At 43.4% G+C, this 15,044-nt stretch carries 13 protein-coding genes and 19 tRNA genes; 7 read left to right on the top strand and 25 right to left on the bottom strand.

Translation table 11 applies throughout. From position 1 onward, the window contains the following. The first annotated feature begins 38 nt into the window (after positions 1 to 38). From C9414_RS04825 to C9414_RS04810, 4 genes are all read left to right on the top strand, one after another. Positions 39 to 1,370 carry a cytochrome ubiquinol oxidase subunit I gene (locus tag C9414_RS04825; RefSeq protein WP_047203537.1) on the top strand — a complete coding sequence of 444 codons (1,332 nt, stop codon included), beginning with the start codon at positions 39 to 41 and terminating at the stop codon, positions 1,368 to 1,370. Positions 1,371 to 1,392: 22 nt separating this feature from the next. Then, positions 1,393 to 2,439, top strand: a complete 1,047-nt coding sequence (locus C9414_RS04820) for a cytochrome d ubiquinol oxidase subunit II (RefSeq protein ID WP_169510868.1) — start codon at positions 1,393 to 1,395, stop codon at positions 2,437 to 2,439. Positions 2,440 to 2,507: 68 nt separating this feature from the next. Next, complete coding sequence (locus C9414_RS04815) at positions 2,508 to 2,666, top strand: DUF1540 domain-containing protein (RefSeq protein WP_008360682.1); 159 nt, start codon at positions 2,508 to 2,510, stop codon at positions 2,664 to 2,666. 25 nt (positions 2,667 to 2,691) lie between these two features. Beyond that, positions 2,692 to 2,883, top strand: a complete 192-nt coding sequence (locus C9414_RS04810) for a hypothetical protein (protein ID WP_107163183.1) — start codon at positions 2,692 to 2,694, stop codon at positions 2,881 to 2,883. Positions 2,884 to 2,988: 105 nt separating this feature from the next. Here C9414_RS04810 and menC read toward each other — a convergent pair whose 3' ends face one another. The 6 genes from menC to C9414_RS04780 form a co-directional block, all read right to left on the bottom strand. Next, the gene (gene menC, locus C9414_RS04805) at positions 2,989 to 4,113 is read right to left on the bottom strand and encodes an o-succinylbenzoate synthase (protein ID WP_107163182.1); all 1,125 of its coding nucleotides are present in this window, start codon (positions 4,111 to 4,113) and stop codon (positions 2,989 to 2,991) included. Continuing rightward, on the bottom strand, positions 4,100 to 5,560 hold the full coding sequence (locus C9414_RS04800; protein WP_107163181.1) for an o-succinylbenzoate--CoA ligase: 1,461 nt from the start codon (positions 5,558 to 5,560) through the stop codon (positions 4,100 to 4,102). Before C9414_RS04800 ends, menC begins: the two co-directional genes overlap by 14 nt. A gap of 73 nt (positions 5,561 to 5,633) precedes the next feature. Beyond that, complete coding sequence (gene menB, locus C9414_RS04795; protein ID WP_039180914.1) at positions 5,634 to 6,452, bottom strand: 1,4-dihydroxy-2-naphthoyl-CoA synthase; 819 nt, start codon at positions 6,450 to 6,452, stop codon at positions 5,634 to 5,636. Between the two features lie 14 nt (positions 6,453 to 6,466). After that, on the bottom strand, positions 6,467 to 7,294 hold the full coding sequence (gene menH / locus C9414_RS04790) for a 2-succinyl-6-hydroxy-2,4-cyclohexadiene-1-carboxylate synthase (RefSeq protein ID WP_107163180.1): 828 nt from the start codon (positions 7,292 to 7,294) through the stop codon (positions 6,467 to 6,469). Beyond that, positions 7,276 to 9,021, bottom strand: coding sequence for a 2-succinyl-5-enolpyruvyl-6-hydroxy-3-cyclohexene-1-carboxylic-acid synthase (menD, locus tag C9414_RS04785; RefSeq protein ID WP_107163179.1), 1,746 nt, complete (start codon positions 9,019 to 9,021; stop codon positions 7,276 to 7,278). The genes menH and menD overlap by 19 nt, the downstream gene beginning before the upstream one ends. Further along, complete coding sequence (locus C9414_RS04780; RefSeq protein ID WP_107163178.1) at positions 9,014 to 10,432, bottom strand: isochorismate synthase; 1,419 nt, start codon at positions 10,430 to 10,432, stop codon at positions 9,014 to 9,016. Before C9414_RS04780 ends, menD begins: the two co-directional genes overlap by 8 nt. A 378-nt stretch (positions 10,433 to 10,810) precedes the next feature. On the opposite strand from C9414_RS04780, the gene C9414_RS04775 reads away from it, so the two are divergent. From C9414_RS04775 to C9414_RS04765, 3 genes are all read left to right on the top strand, one after another. Then, positions 10,811 to 11,749 (top strand): 1,4-dihydroxy-2-naphthoate polyprenyltransferase, encoded by a 939-nt coding sequence (locus tag C9414_RS04775; protein ID WP_024424940.1) that lies wholly within the window; start codon positions 10,811 to 10,813, stop codon positions 11,747 to 11,749. A gap of 117 nt (positions 11,750 to 11,866) precedes the next feature. Continuing rightward, positions 11,867 to 12,601, top strand: a complete 735-nt coding sequence (locus C9414_RS04770) for a TraR/DksA C4-type zinc finger protein (protein ID WP_058838175.1) — start codon at positions 11,867 to 11,869, stop codon at positions 12,599 to 12,601. A gap of 87 nt (positions 12,602 to 12,688) precedes the next feature. Then, positions 12,689 to 13,165 carry a TspO/MBR family protein gene (locus C9414_RS04765; RefSeq protein ID WP_107163177.1) on the top strand — a complete coding sequence of 159 codons (477 nt, stop codon included), beginning with the start codon at positions 12,689 to 12,691 and terminating at the stop codon, positions 13,163 to 13,165. 77 nt (positions 13,166 to 13,242) lie between these two features. On the opposite strand, the gene C9414_RS04760 is transcribed toward C9414_RS04765, so the two are convergent. From C9414_RS04760 to C9414_RS04670, 19 genes are all read right to left on the bottom strand, one after another. Beyond that, a tRNA-Glu gene (locus C9414_RS04760) sits at positions 13,243 to 13,314 on the bottom strand. Between the two features lie 9 nt (positions 13,315 to 13,323). Next, positions 13,324 to 13,414: transfer RNA gene (locus tag C9414_RS04755), tRNA-Ser, on the bottom strand. Between the two features lie 3 nt (positions 13,415 to 13,417). Further along, positions 13,418 to 13,492 (bottom strand) — tRNA-Asn (locus tag C9414_RS04750). A gap of 6 nt (positions 13,493 to 13,498) precedes the next feature. Continuing rightward, a tRNA-Ile gene (locus C9414_RS04745) sits at positions 13,499 to 13,575 on the bottom strand. Between the two features lie 17 nt (positions 13,576 to 13,592). Continuing rightward, positions 13,593 to 13,666: transfer RNA gene (locus tag C9414_RS04740), tRNA-Gly, on the bottom strand. A gap of 10 nt (positions 13,667 to 13,676) precedes the next feature. Next, a tRNA-His gene (locus tag C9414_RS04735) sits at positions 13,677 to 13,752 on the bottom strand. 27 nt (positions 13,753 to 13,779) lie between these two features. Further along, positions 13,780 to 13,852, bottom strand: a tRNA-Phe gene (locus C9414_RS04730). A gap of 18 nt (positions 13,853 to 13,870) precedes the next feature. Next, positions 13,871 to 13,947: transfer RNA gene (locus C9414_RS04725), tRNA-Asp, on the bottom strand. A 4-nt stretch (positions 13,948 to 13,951) separates the two neighbouring features. Then, a tRNA-Met gene (locus C9414_RS04720) sits at positions 13,952 to 14,028 on the bottom strand. A 23-nt stretch (positions 14,029 to 14,051) separates the two neighbouring features. After that, positions 14,052 to 14,144 (bottom strand) — tRNA-Ser (locus C9414_RS04715). 7 nt (positions 14,145 to 14,151) lie between these two features. Then, positions 14,152 to 14,228: transfer RNA gene (locus C9414_RS04710), tRNA-Ile, on the bottom strand. A 4-nt stretch (positions 14,229 to 14,232) separates the two neighbouring features. Further along, a tRNA-Met gene (locus C9414_RS04705) sits at positions 14,233 to 14,306 on the bottom strand. Positions 14,307 to 14,331: 25 nt separating this feature from the next. Next, positions 14,332 to 14,404, bottom strand: a tRNA-Ala gene (locus C9414_RS04700). An 8-nt stretch (positions 14,405 to 14,412) separates the two neighbouring features. Then, a tRNA-Pro gene (locus tag C9414_RS04695) sits at positions 14,413 to 14,489 on the bottom strand. A 7-nt stretch (positions 14,490 to 14,496) separates the two neighbouring features. Further along, a tRNA-Arg gene (locus C9414_RS04690) sits at positions 14,497 to 14,573 on the bottom strand. A gap of 10 nt (positions 14,574 to 14,583) precedes the next feature. Then, positions 14,584 to 14,669 (bottom strand) — tRNA-Leu (locus C9414_RS04685). Positions 14,670 to 14,681: 12 nt separating this feature from the next. Beyond that, positions 14,682 to 14,753 (bottom strand) — tRNA-Gly (locus C9414_RS04680). A gap of 30 nt (positions 14,754 to 14,783) precedes the next feature. Further along, positions 14,784 to 14,866 (bottom strand) — tRNA-Leu (locus C9414_RS04675). 8 nt (positions 14,867 to 14,874) lie between these two features. Further along, a tRNA-Lys gene (locus C9414_RS04670) sits at positions 14,875 to 14,950 on the bottom strand. Between the last annotated feature and the right edge of the window lie 94 nt (positions 14,951 to 15,044).

Genomic DNA, 15,044 nt, shown 5'->3' with positions numbered 1-15,044 from the left:
CATGAAAAAGAGAAGCGATAAGAAAGGCGGAGAAAAAATTGACTGATCTCGTTTTAGCTAGAAGCCTGTTCGGCACAACCATGGGCTTTCATATTATTTATGCCTCGCTTGGCGTTGGCATCCCGCTAATGATTTTGTTAGCTGAACTCATCTTTCAAAAAACAAAGGACCCGCATTATGCCATCATGGCCAAGCGATGGACAAAAGCACAAGCTGTTCTATTAGGGGTCGCCATCCCAACAGGTACTATTGCTGGTACGCAGCTTGCCCTTTTATGGCCAGGTTTTATGGAGGTTATCGGAAAAGTCATGTCACTGCCATTCCAGATTGAAATTTATGCGTTCTTTATAGAAGCATTATTTATGTCTATTTATGTGTACGCAGCGGATCGCCTATCAAATGCAATGCGCATCATTACGGTTATTTTTATCGTCATTGGTGCAGCTGCATCAGCGATTCTGATTACAAACGTACATGCTTTTGAAGGGACACCTGCTGGCTTTCAGATGGTGAATGGAGAAATCACAAACATCGAGCCTTGGAAGGCCTTTTTCAATCCAAGCTTTGCTGTGACTGCTACACATGTTGTGCTGTCTGCTTTTACAACAGGTGCTTTTGTCATTGCTTCCGTTGCAGCTTTTAAAATGCTCAAAACTAAAAAAAATGAGAAGCTCTATACATTTCATCGAAAAGCCCTTTTTCTTGGACTCATTGTAGGAGGACTTTTCTCTTTTCTCACAGCCTTAAATGGCCACGAATCTGCTCAGCTTCTGTATGAATATCAGCCTGAAAAGCTGGCTGGAGCTGAAGGTTTATTTGAAACGCAATCACATGCGCCTCTTGCAATAGGTGGTTTTACGGATGCTGATTCGCAGGAAATTAAAGGTGCGATCGAAATTCCTTGGGCGCTTAGTTTTCTCGCAGGAAATAGCTTCGATACGGTGGTCAAAGGTTTAAATGATTTTCCCCGTGACGAGTGGCCGCCTTTATTTATACACACATTATTTAACGGCATGGTCATTATTGGATCGGTGCTCATTCTATTTGCGGTATTAGCACTGCTTTATCGTAAAATTTTAAAACGGGAAAAATTCCCGAAGTGGCTTCTTTTTCTTTACTTATTCGGCGGGCCTCTTAGTCTTTTGGCTATTGAATTTGGCTGGATCTTTGCATGTACAGGCCGTCAGCCATGGGTCATTTATCGAATGCTCAAAACCTCAGAGGTTGTCACATCATCTGGCTCGATCGGGACACTTTTTATCCTTTTTGCCATTGTCTATCTCATCTTAGGCATAGCAACTGTTATTGTGCTGACGTACTACTTTAGAAAACATACGATTGAAGAAGACCTACGGTTAACAGAATCTTAAAAAGGGAGCGATCTTGATGCAAATGGATGTTACAACTGATGCGCTCATTGCAATCACCATCTTATGGGGATTCGTTTTTATCTATGCAGTGATGGCATCAATGGATTTCGGCGCAGGATTTTGGTCGATGATTTATATGAATAGAGAACAAACAAAGGCAGCTAATATCGCGAATAAGTATCTTTCTCCAACATGGGAAGTGACAAACGTCTTTATTGTGGCCATCGTTGTCGCATTGTTCAGCCTGTTTCCAGGTGCAACCTTTGTACTTGGTACCGTTTTATTAATACCCGGCAGCATCATCTTATTGCTTCTTGCACTACGAAGCGGGTTTCTCGTGTTTTCTCATTCACTGCCTAAGAAATACAGAAAAGCGGTGACTTATATTTCAGGGATCAGCGGCTTTATCATTCCGTCCATCCTGATCATGGTTCTCCCAATTACCCATGGTGGATTTATCTTTCAGGAGAACAACGTCTACTCATTAGATCTTGGACTGGTCTTTACAAGTGCAAATGTTTATTCTTTTGTCGGCTTTGCCATCTTCAGCACCCTTTTTCTTTCGTCTTTGCTTTTAGCTGATTTCTCTAATGTAGCTAATGAAGATGAAGCTTACAGCATTTATAGAAGAGGGGCGCTCATTACGGGTCCACTTTCACTCATGATGGCCTTTTTTATCATGCTGACATTACGAAGCGAGGCGAATTGGCTGTTCACAAAAATGATGCAGAACATCCCTATTCTTCTTGTATCTCTCCTAATGTTCCTGCTAGCAGGACTAGCTCTATTTTTACCAAACAGCCGTTTTAAGCATCGGAAAGGGAGACCACGCCTTGCCGTCATTGCGATTACCATTCAATATTTCTTAGCAAGCTATGTGTACGGGCGTGCTCACTTGCCTTACATGGCCTATCCAGATATTACAATCATGTCTGGATTTACAGACCCTGTCACATTTAGGGCATTATTTATCACCTATATTGTAGGTTTTATCATCTTATTTCCTGGGTTCTATTTCTTCTGGAAATTATTTATGAAGGATAAGCGCTATATTCGCCAGGAAGATTAACATGAATGGACGAGCTTCATTTCGGTTACATTATAGATGAAAGACATACTCAAAAGGAGGTCATCTGTATGAGTCAAAAAATCCTTTGTGAAGTCAATAACTGTTCCTATTGGAATGCTGGAAACCGCTGTGGTGCAGATGCAATCTATGTCGTCAGCCACACAGGAAATACGGCTGAGAAAAGTGAAGAAACGGATTGTAAAACGTTTAAACCACAAGATCTTTAAGTCTCATTAAAGGAGGCGCTTCAATTTGAAACATGATCGGCTGCTTCAAACGTTTTTTGACGAAATTCATGACGCGGATGAAGCCGCATTCCATCAAGCCGCTCACTCCTTTTTAAACCTTTGGGATTATGAATATGGACATGCAGCAAACATACCCAATGAAATGCATCAGTATATCGGACAGCTTGCTTATGACAGCGAGCTGGTAGAAGAGTAAGAAAGAGCGGGTCACCGCTCTTTCTTTTTGTTCAGACAGGAAGGAAAAACTTTCCCTTACTATACATACATTCTATTGGATAAGCAAAAGTTGGTTTCTTCGTTTTTATCTCACAAAATCATGTTTTGTAAACACGTCGATTTTATCTGAAAACGAACGGAGAGCTTGGTAATCAACTTCTACGCCCATTCCTGGCGAGCGAGGCACCTCAATAAATCCATTTTCAACCTTAATTTCAGGAAAAATGATATCCTGCTCCCAAAATTTTGACGAAGCTGAAATATCACCGGGAATTGTAAATTGAGGAAGTGAAGCAAGTGCCACGTTCTGCGCGCGGGAAATACCTGTTTCAATCATGCCCCCGCACCATAACGGAATTTGATGCTCCTTACTGAACGTATGAATTTTAAGAGCCTCTGTCAGTCCGCCAACTCGTGAAGGCTTCACATTAATAATTTGACAGCTGCCAAGCTCTACAGCTTTTCTGGCATCATCTAAAGAACAAATACTTTCATCTAAACAAATCGGCGTTTTTAAATGTTTTTGCAAATGGCGATGGTCCACAATATCATCTGCAGCTAGAGGCTGTTCAATCATTAATAAGCGAATATCATCGAGCTGCTTGAGCTTGCTAATATCTTTTAATTCATAAGCAGAGTTTGCATCTGCCATTAATGGCAGATCAGGAAAAGACTCTCTTATCTTTTGAAGAAGTCCAATATCTTGTCCCGGTTTAATTTTTACCTTCACCCGCTGATAGCCTTGATCAACAAATTGCTGAATTTGCTCAAGCATATCGTCAATAGGGCCTAACCCCGCCACAACACCAGATGGTATTCTATCTTTTGTGCCGCCTAATACATCGCGTAAAGACTTATTCTCACGCTTCGCATAAATATCCCAAACAGCCGCTTCAATGCCTGCTTTGGCCATCCTATTGCCTTTAAATTGATACAGACTGTCAGGTATTTCTGAAGGATGTGTAAAGGTGCGCGTCAGCACGTTCTGGATAAAGAAAGCCCTCAGCATATGATAGCAAGTCTCAATTGTTTCTTCTGTATACCAAGGAGAAGAAAAAGCAGATACCTCTCCCCATCCAGTCAATCCTGTTTGATCTTTTACTTCAACAATAATAAACTCACGCTCTGAAATGGTTCCAAGACTTGTTGTAAATGGTTGTTTAAGCTTCATCGTGACATGATATAAAATTACTCGTTCAATTTGAATCATTTGAAAACCCCTTTGATCTGAGTCTGTGCCTTTGCAATTTATTCGATGCATTTCTTGGCAGCTCGTTCACAAAGTGAAAAGCGGCGGGCCATTTATATTTGGCTAAATGCGACTCACATAAAGCATAGAGCTCATTCTCCGGTATCTTATCATCCGTTACAAGGAAAGCAGCCGGTACCTCTCCCCATCTATCATCATACATACCCGTTACTCCGGCTTCCTTTACATGCGGATGTGTTAGAAGAACCGCTTCAATTTCCGCAGGATAAATATTTTCTCCGCCAGAAATAATCAAATCTGAACGGCGGTCAAGCACAAATAAGAACCCTTCCTCATCCACATAGCCAATATCACCCGTCTTCAGCCAGCCCTCATGAAAGGCAGCCGCGGTCACTTCTTCACGGTAAAGGTATCCTTTCATCACATTTGCACCTTTCACCATAATTTCGCCATGCTCAAAAGGACGGCAAATGCGATCACCATCTTGAATTTTCAGTTCACACCCAAAAAGAGGTTTTCCCGCTGACCCAAGCTTCTCTACACTAAATTCAGGTGCAAGCGTCACAATTTGTGAACAGGTTTCCGTCATACCGTACGATTGAAAGACAGGAAAGCCCTTCTCTTTGCTTTCTTGGAGCATCGCATAAGGCGCAGGTCCTCCGCCTAATAAAAGACAACGCAAAGAAGACGGACATTCTTCTAGTCTGCTTAATAAACGAGATAACATCGTCTGCACAACAGAAATCATCGTCACACGATGCCGTTCAATAGAATCCTTTACTTCATCGACGTCAAACTTCTGATGAAGCACAACTGTCATTCCATATATCACGGACTTAAATAAAGCTGATAATCCGCTAATATGAAAAAGAGGCAGGGCAATGAGCCAGCGGTCATCCTCTCTGAGACCCAAATTCAATGCGGAGGAAACAGCACTATGAAAATGATTGCCAAACGTTTGCTCTACCCCTTTTGGACGTCCTGTTGTCCCAGATGTATACATGATGGTCGCTGTTTCATTCAAATCAAATTCGCTCTCGATCTTTTTTTCATGGCCTTTCCCTGGTTGAGGTAAAGTTTCCATTGTATAAACGGGTAAATCACCCTTATGATCGCTTGCATAAATAGATTCCGTTAATAACGCCGCTGCTTTTGCATCTTCTAGCTGATAGCGCCTTTCAGCTTTTGTCAGCTTATTATTCAATAGCACGATTTTTAATCCTAATAAAAAACACGCATGTACAAGCATCACCATGTGAGGATGATTGTTCATCAAAAGCGCAACCGTTTCCCCTTTTTTCAATGATGCCTGTGCAAGTCTATTTGAAAGTTCGTCCGCTTCTTGAGCTAATTCGTGAAATGTCCACTCTTTCTCTTGATAAATAAGCGCGACTCGATCTGGTGTTAAATAGGCACGGTGCAGCAGCCAATTGGGTTGCTTCATCATGAGACACCTCCTTTTCGTAAAAGAAAACAGCTTAGTCTGATGCACTAAGCTGTTGTTCATTAATATCATTGAATCAAGGGAAACGCGGGAACTGGCCGAAGTCCGGCTTGCGTTTTTCCTTAAAGGAATCGCGTCCTTCTTTTGCTTCATCTGTTGTGTAATAAAGAAGTGTCGCATCTCCTGCAAATTGCTGAATTCCAGCTAATCCATCCGTATCTGCGTTAAATGCAGCCTTCAAGAATCGTAAAGCAGTCGGGCTCTTTTCTAGCATCTCCTCACACCACTTTACTGTTTCCTCTTCAAGCTGATCTAATGGGACAACTGTGTTAACAAGTCCCATATCAAGCGCTTCTTGTGCATTGTATTGGCGGCATAAGTACCAGATTTCTCTTGCTTTCTTATGACCTACAATACGTGCAAGGTAGCCTGAACCGTAACCGGCATCAAAGCTGCCTACTTTTGGACCTGTTTGTCCAAAAATCGCATTATCTGCTGCAATTGTCAGATCACATACTATGTGGAGAACGTGCCCGCCTCCGATTGCATAACCTGCAACCATCGCAACAACCGGTTTTGGAATGACACGAATCAAACGCTGTAAGTCTAATACATTTAGACGTGGAATTTGATCGTCTCCTACATAACCGCCATGGCCGCGGACTTTTTGGTCTCCACCAGAACAGAATGCTTTTCCGCCAGCACCTGCAAGTACGATCACACCAACTTCTGAATTATCACGAGCTCGTGAAAATGCATCGATTAATTCACTAACAGTCTTTGGGGTAAACGCGTTATGTACGTGTGGACGATTAATCGTAATCTTTGCGATCCCATTATACGTTTCATATAAAATTTCGTCATACTGACGCTCAGTTTGCCATTCAATAGCCATCAATATTTCCTCCTCTAATCTTGCGCTAAAATAAACTCACTTACTATTTTACCAAAAAAATGTGGTTGTTCCACATGAACTGTATGCCCAGCATGCTCAGCCAATATGAATTGACTTTCCTTCAGCTCCTGCTGCATACATTTGCCGATATGGCAGAACTTTTCATCAAGCGTTCCGCAAATGAGCAAAACAGGTAAATGAATATGCTTTAATGCCTTCCAAATAGACGGCTGTGAACCTGTTCCAGTGCCTTCTAAGCTGCGAGCCAGCCCAAGAGGATTGGCTTTCAGTCTTCCCTCTCTCAGTTCAGTCTGCCTTTCCGCTGATAAAGTTTTCTGCGAAGCAAACAAAGGAATGCTTTCCCAAAAATCCACAAACTTCAATAAGCCTTCATGCCTGATTTTTTGAGCAAGCTGATGATCCTGCTTCAGTCTTGCCATCCGCTCGTTAAAAGTGTGAAGCCCTGGAGACGTACTCTCAAGGATCAGTTTGTTGACACGATCTGGATAACGAGCGGCAAATGATAAAGCAATACGCCCTCCCATAGAATATCCGAGAATATTCACTTTGTGAAGCTTTAATTGGTTTAAAATCTCTGCAAGATCTGCCAGCTGCTGAGACATCGCATATCTTCTCACACTTTCTGGCGAGTCTGTACGCCCATGTCCGAGCAAGCTGACCTGAATCAGTCTTGTGTTCTCCAAATAAGCATTCAAGAACGTCCAAGACGCTGCACTTCCAGTGAAGCCGTGTAAGCATAGTGTGGCATTTGCTGCCGAAGGGTTCTGATCCACCACTTCGTACGCTACCCCATCACGCATTCTTATGATGAGAGAAGGCATTCTTTTTTCACTTCTTCCAATATGTCATCCATCATTTGACGATGCTTGTCTACACGGGAATGACGATCTGTTTCAATTTCAATTAAATGAAGCCCAGGTTCATCGATATGCGCCATATACACATCATGCAACTCTTGTTTCGTTGCGGGTTTCGAATAGGTTCCCCCATATAACTTCGATGCATACTCAAAATTCAGTCCTGTCGGCGTTCCAAAGAGCTTTTCATAATACGGTTCATCAGACGCCTGCGGAAGGAAAGAAAAGATACCTCCCCCATCATTGTTTATTAAAACAACTGTCAGCGGAATGTCCATCAACTTAGCTGCAAGCAGTCCGTTCATATCATGGTAAAATGATAAATCTCCAATGACTAAAGTGACAGGCTGCTTCAAAGCTGCATACGTGCCAAGTGCTGTGGACACAACGCCGTCAATGCCATTTGCACCGCGATTCGCCATCATTCGAAAAGGCTTGGACTGAGTTTCAAAAAATGTATCTACATCACGAATCGGCATACTATTTCCGATAAAAAGGACACTCTCTTTTGGCAAGAGGTGCTGAAGCTGACGATATACATTCCCTTCAAAGGATAAATCCTCATCTGAATAGCTGGCTGCATGAGTTCTAAATGATGAATTAGCATTCTGCCATCGGTTTAAGAAACTTGTCTCTTTACGCTGTACTGCTTGCTTTAATAATGCTTCTACAAAAGCAGCCACATGACTTTCTATAACGTATGAAGCACTTAACCCAGGATCACGGAAACCTCCGGCAGCATCTACAACAATCTGCTTCACTTCCGCATGTTTTTCCAGCCACTTGAATAAAGGCTTAGATACTGGCATCGGTCCAAAACGAATGACCATATCCGGCAATAGATGCTGCTGTAATGCTTCATCTTTTAATAAAGAATCATACGCATCGATAATGAGATCTTCATTTTCATGGCCGTTGCGCAAAAGAGAAAGTGGGTCAGCTAAAATAGGTAAATGCAGGGCTTTCGAAAGGCGTAAAACTGCCTCTTTTTCTTCCTGTGTATGAAGTTCACCAGCCACAATCAATCCCTTTTTGGATTGATTCATGACGGTCACGATTTCAGACATCACTCGATCATTAGGGAAAGACTGACCTGATGCTAATACCTTTTTCGTATCCTCTTCTTTTCGCGCGAAAGGATCAATAGACAGATCAGGAAGCAATGGCTCTCTCAGAGGTACATTGACCTGAACAGGCCCCTTTGGCTCCTGCATCGACATGTGATTTGCTCTCGCAGCTGCCGTCTGAACATAACGCAGCATCGTTTGACTGTCCTCCGGCAAAGCTAAGTCTGTGAACCATTTAACAAACTTACCGAATAAGAATTGCTGATCAATCGCTTGAGGTGCTCCAACTTCCCTCAATTCGTGCGGCCGATCAGCAGTTAAAACAATAAGAGGTACACGAGAATAATGCGCCTCTACAACGGCTGGATAAAAATTAGCAGCTGCCGTACCTGATGTACAAATAAGCAGCACTGGTGATTGACTTGCTTTTGCAAGACCAAGCGCATAAAAAGCAGCAGACCGTTCGTCCACTAAAACATGAACATGGATGTCTTGATGGGCAAGGGCCAGCATCGCAAGCGGAGTTGAACGAGAACCAGGACAGACAACTGCCTCTTTCACACCACCTTGGACGAATTCATCCATCAATCTGCCTATATATGTTGTCATGATGTGATTATTCAATAGGATGACCTCCAAGAGCAGACAGCATTGGTCTTAACTTCACTTGTGTTTCTTCATACTCCTGCTTTGCAAGGGAATCCTCTACAATTCCGCAGCCAGCGAACAAACGAACACGGTCTTCCTCAATAAGACCTGACCGAATGGCTACAGCAAATTCTCCATTATCCTGAGAATCAATCCAGCCTACCGGCGCTGCATACCAGCCGCGCTTGAGCGGTTCGATTTCACGAATCACTTCAACCGCCTTTTCCTTTGGATATCCGCCTAGTGCCGGCGTCGGATGGAGCTGCTCAATTAATGAAAAAAGGGAACAGCTGCTTTTAATTTCTCCCACAATCGGTGTAAACAAATGCTGAATGTTTTTTGTTTTATAAAGACTTGGTTGATTTGGTTTATGCACGTGAAGGCAATTGGCTTCAAATGCTTGCTCAATCATATTGACGACAATTTGATGTTCAATCAAATTCTTCTCATCATGCAGCAGTTCCTCGCCTAATGCGTGATCCTCCGCTTCATCTTTTCCGCGAACAATGGAACCTGCTAAACAGGATGAAAAGACCTCTCCGCCGCTTTTTTTCACTAAGCGTTCCGGCGTGGCTCCGACAAATGCTTGTCTTCCCTGTTCAACCGCAAATACATAACTCGTTGTTTGATGCTTTAATAATTCCGCTAATAGTGGAGCGAGTTCAATTTGATTTTTATAGTGAAGCAAGACTTCTCTTGCTAAAACAACCTTTTCATATTCGTTTGCACGAATGTGGTCTGTCGCTTCTTGGATCGCCTTCATCCATTTCTTCACATCCAGCTCTTCCACATGAACAAGTTCAACTTGTCCACCAGTCCGAACTGGCAATGTCTCGAAACGAGAGGCTTTTTGTTCTAATTCCTGAATAAGCTGATGAACATTCCCGTCCACCTGCTTCCACTCATTGACCGTAAGAAAACTGCCTTCTTTTGAGACAGTCAGCATGATCGATGGCACAAAAAAATGAGCCTCGCCAAATGCTTCCCAATGACGCGCCTTCTCTTCATACGGATCAAACGAGAATCCTCCAAATAAAAGCGGACCAACAGCCACTTGCTTTAACTCCTTCTCATCATGAAAATGGAACATGTGCTGCTTGAGCTGTTCCCATTCTTGATGGACTATATCGAATCGTTCCTTGCCTTGCTCAAATGATTTAATGACGGCCGCTCTGCCAAGTCCAGAAAATATCATTTGGCTTTCTGGATCAGACCAAAAAAACCGCTCGCCTAAAAAATCCGCTTCGCCGCTTTGGAAAAAGGCAAGAGGATCCAGATCGTCAACTCTTCTGGAGTAGCTTATCAAAACAGCATGGTTGACGTTATTCGCTTCTTCTAATGTCGCAAGCGCTTCCTGCCGGAAAGTACTTTGCACTGTTGTCACCATGATACATTCCTCCAAAATCCATGAATTACATAAAAAATAAAAACATAATGAAAAAATACATGAACATTCGAATATGTCGAATGACCTGCTTTTCTATTATAAACCTTAACAGATGAACTTAGTAAAGAAAACAGCTTTCAAAACCTCGAATCCTTATTATATCACGCTTTCAAGATTTTTTCGCTCTTGCTTATTGAAACGAGAGCATCTAAAGCAAATTGGCAGGACCGTTCTAAAATCAAGCTTCCCTTCAATATGGCAACGATTAGCAAACATCTTTTTCCCGATTCATCGCATCAATATATTGACACCTTTTTGAACTTTGCTAAACTGGAATTTGGACGTGTACGTATTTTTTTATTTAAAGGAGTATATTTTATGCAGCATCAATCGATATCAGATCAGCTTTCACCAATAAAGCCTGATAAAAACTGGCGAATTTGGTGGAATTTACTACGACCGCATACACTAACAGCGGCATTTATTCCCGTTACTTTAGGAACTGTTTTAGCACTTCCAAGTGGTCAAATACATGTTGGGCTATTTTTAGCCATGCTGTTTGCATCTATGTTTATCCAAATCGCAACAAACATGTTTAATGAGTACTTTGATTATGTTCGCGGGCTGGACAACGAGAAATCTGTCGGCATCGGCGGAGCCATTGTAAGAAACGGTGTGAAGCCAAAGACAGTCCTCAGCCTCGCTTATGCACTATTTGCACTTTCTTTATTACTTGGGGTCTATATTTGCATGATGTCCAGCTGGTGGATTGCACTAATAGGACTTATTTGTATGGCAGCAGGCTATTTCTATACTGGCGGCCCTGTACCAATTGCATATACACCGTTTGGAGAACTTGTTTCAGGTGCTTTTATGGGATTAGGGATTATCCTGATAAGTTTTTATATCCAAACAGGCACTCTGACGTCTAAAGCGGTTCTCATCTCACTACCAATTTCTATTTTAGTTGGTGCCATCTTACTGTCGAACAATATCCGTGATTTAGACGGAGATAAGGAAAATGGACGAAGAACACTTGCCATTCTTGCTGGACGTAAAGCTGCAGTGAACATTTTACTTTCCATGTTTTTGGTATCATATGTACTCATTTTTGTTTATATCTTTACAGATATCGTCGGTCTTTGGAGTCTTCTTGTTTTACTCAGTGTGCCAAAAGCCTATACAGCCATTAAAGAGTTTAAGCAAAAAGAAAAACCGATTGAATTAATGAATGCCATGAAATCTACAGCTCAAACCAATACATTTTTTGGTTTTCTGCTGACGATCGCTTTGATCTTACAATACTATATCGCGTAACAAAGAACGCCTGCAGCCGCAGGCGTTTTTTTATTAGGAATTGCTTCAAATTGGAACTAGTCTAACATACAAAATTGCTCATACTAACAATATGTTTGATATGAAAGGATGATCGCTTTGTTGTCAAAAGACGAATTACATCATTTGAAGCAGCGCCTTCTCGATGAAAAGAAAGAACTTGAAGCCAAAAGCCATGACGATGAACAGAAAGTATCCTTTCCTTACGATTCAGTCGGAGAACTGTCTGCCTATGATAACCACCCGGGCGATCAAGGGACAGAGCTGTTCGAGCGTGGGAAAGATATTGCTTTAAATAGCTTGGAACATGAACATATGTTAGACATCGATGAAGCACTTCAAGCCATTGCAGACGGCTCTTATGGACTATGCAAGGTCTGTAAAGCCCCTATTCCAAAGGAACGTTTAGAAGCCTTGCCTACTGCTGTCACATGCACAGAGCACTCAAAAGAACAGACCGTTTCACAAAACCGTCCGATTGAAGAGGATTTATTAAGTCCACCAGCAGGACAATTTGAAAATGAAGAAAGTGCTGCGTACGACGGAGAGGATGCCTACCAAGACGTAGAACGCTACGGAAACTCTGATACCCCGTCTGATATGGAATTCCCTCCTCTGACATACGATGATGTGTATACACAATCAGAAGATGAAGATTATGTGGAGGACTACGAAGGATTCGCAGCTGCTGATATTGAAGGAAAAGCAAGCAAGGTGTATCCGAACAAAGCACACGAGGCCTATGAAGAAGCATTAGACGAAGAAGGTGTCATGACGGTATTTGGTGACTTGAAACCGTACGAGGAAGAACCTTATACAGAAGAAAATCATTAGTCCCCCTCATATTGGGGGCTTTATGTTTATATCATGTAATGATTGGGAAATCACCTTAAGAGTGAATTTGATTGGAGGAGATTCTTGATGGCTAGAAAAAGTATCATTTGGGCGATTGTCGTCTTCTTTATTACATACGCACTATTCTCTATTGCCGGATTCTTGTTCCCCATCGACAGAGAATGGTATGACGCATTAAATAAACCAGAATGGACACCTGGTGGCGGTGTAATTGGTGCTGTGTGGGCTGTCTTATTTGCACTCATCTCATTGTCCGCAGCGATCATTTATGGAAAATATGGATTCCAAAAAATCACTTTACCATTTTGGATTCTTTTCCTTTTAAATTACGTATTCAATCAAGCCTTTAGCTTTTTTCAATTTACACAAAAGGATTTGTTTGTAGCTACGATCGACTGCCTGCTCGTTGCACTAACAGCACTTGCACTTGTCATCGTCTCACGTAAAGTAAGCAAAGTCGTTCCAATTTTACTGATCCCTTATGTCTTATGGGGCTTCTTTGCGACATACTTGTCTTATACGATCTATTCCATGAATATGTAAAAAAAGACCGCCATGATAGCGGTCTTTCGTTTTGAAGAAAACAAAAAAGAGATCTTTGACAAGATCTCTTTTAAAAATGACCCGTACGGGATTCGAACCCGTGTTACCGCCGTGAAAGGGCGGTGTCTTAACCGCTTGACCAACGGGCCATACAATAATGGCGGAGAAGGAGGGATTTGAACCCTCGCGCCGCTTACGCGACCTACACCCTTAGCAGGGGCGCCTCTTCAGCCACTTGAGTACTTCTCCATTTGGCTCCGCAGGTAGGATTCGAACCTACGACCGATCGGTTAACAGCCGATAGCTCTACCACTGAGCTACTGCGGAAGATCATGGTGGGCCTGAGTGGACTCGAACCACCGACCTCACGCTTATCAGGCGTGCGCTCTAACCAGCTGAGCTACAGGCCCATGAACAGATATACAAATGGAGCGGGTGATGGGAATCGAACCCACGACATCAGCTTGGAAGGCTGAGGTTTTACCACTAAACTACACCCGCAAAATATGTATGGGGCGATTGATGGGAATCGAACCCACGAGTGCCAGAGCCACAATCTGGTGCGTTAACCACTTCGCCACAACCGCCATACTATGAATATTTTGTTATAAAAGTGGCTCGGGACGGAATCGAACCGCCGACACACGGATTTTCAGTCCGTTGCTCTACCAACTGAGCTACCGAGCCAAGTATTCTTTTGAAAAATGGCGGTCCGGACGGGACTCGAACCCGCGACCTCCTGCGTGACAGGCAGGCATTCTAACCAACTGAACTACCGGACCATTTTGGTTGCGGGGGCAGGATTTGAACCTGCGACCTTCGGGTTATGAGCCCGACGAGCTACCGAACTGCTCCACCCCGCGATGATATGGGTTTTTAAAAAATATGGCGGAGGAAGAGGGATTCGAACCCCCGCGGGCTTTGACACCCCTGTCGGTTTTCAAGACCGATCCCTTCAGCCGGACTTGGGTATTCCTCCGTATAGATGGTGGACCTTGTAGGACTCGAACCTACGACCGGACGGTTATGAGCCGTCTGCTCTAACCAACTGAGCTAAAGGTCCTTTATAGCGGCGGAGGGGATCGAACCCCCGACCTCACGGGTATGAACCGTACGCTCTAGCCAGCTGAGCTACACCGCCATGATCAAAATAATCTTTTAAAAAGTGGAGCCTAGCGGGATCGAACCGCTGACCTCCTGCGTGCAAGGCAGGCGCTCTCCCAGCTGAGCTAAGGCCCCATAAAAGATGGTCGGGAAGACAGGATTCGAACCTGCGACCCCTTGGTCCCAAACCAAGTGCTCTACCAAGCTGAGCTACTTCCCGATCTTAATGGCGCGCCCGAGAGGAGTCGAACCCCTAACCTTTTGATCCGTAGTCAAACGCTCTATCCAATTGAGCTACGGGCGCTTATTTATAATGCCGAGGGCCGGACTTGAACCGGCACGGTAGTCACCTACCGCAGGATTTTAAGTCCTGTGTGTCTGCCAATTCCACCACCCCGGCGTGGATGGTATAAGCGGAAGACGGGATTCGAACCCGCGACCCCCACCTTGGCAAGGTGGTGTTCTACCACTGAACTACTTCCGCATTACAGGATTTCTTTATTTTATTTGGCAATGCGGGTGAAGGGACTTGAACCCCCACGTCATAAAGACACTAGATCCTAAGTCTAGCGCGTCTGCCAATTCCGCCACACCCGCATGAAACATGGTGAGCCATGAAGGACTCGAACCTTCGACCCTCTGATTAAAAGTCAGATGCTCTACCAACTGAGCTAATGGCTCGCTTTAAAAGCGACTTGTCTATCTTACCATATGAAAGTGGTGCCGGCAAGAGGACTTGAACCCCCAACCTACTGATTACAAGTCAGTTGCTCTA

This window comes from Bacillus sp. Nf3, from assembly GCF_003028545.1.
In the GTDB taxonomy this organism is placed as follows: domain Bacteria; phylum Bacillota; class Bacilli; order Bacillales; family Bacillaceae; genus Bacillus; species Bacillus safensis.
The sequence above is the reverse complement of the archived record's forward strand: the minus strand, read 5'-3'. Positions and strand labels throughout refer to the sequence as shown.

Coding starts and splice junctions, on each gene's coding strand:
- C9414_RS04820 (WP_169510868.1), top strand. CDS start 1,393: ATGGATGTTACAACTGATGCGCTCATTGCAATCACCATCTTATGGGGA.
- C9414_RS04815 (WP_008360682.1), top strand. CDS start 2,508: ATGAGTCAAAAAATCCTTTGTGAAGTCAATAACTGTTCCTATTGGAAT.
- menC (WP_107163182.1), bottom strand. CDS start 4,113: ATGATTCAAATTGAACGAGTAATTTTATATCATGTCACGATGAAGCTT.
- C9414_RS04800 (WP_107163181.1), bottom strand. CDS start 5,560: ATGATGAAGCAACCCAATTGGCTGCTGCACCGTGCCTATTTAACACCA.
- menB (WP_039180914.1), bottom strand. CDS start 6,452: ATGGCTATTGAATGGCAAACTGAGCGTCAGTATGACGAAATTTTATAT.
- menH (WP_107163180.1), bottom strand. CDS start 7,294: ATGCCTTCTCTCATCATAAGAATGCGTGATGGGGTAGCGTACGAAGTG.
- C9414_RS04780 (WP_107163178.1), bottom strand. CDS start 10,432: ATGGTGACAACAGTGCAAAGTACTTTCCGGCAGGAAGCGCTTGCGACA.
- C9414_RS04775 (WP_024424940.1), top strand. CDS start 10,811: ATGCAGCATCAATCGATATCAGATCAGCTTTCACCAATAAAGCCTGAT.
- C9414_RS04765 (WP_107163177.1), top strand. CDS start 12,689: ATGGCTAGAAAAAGTATCATTTGGGCGATTGTCGTCTTCTTTATTACA.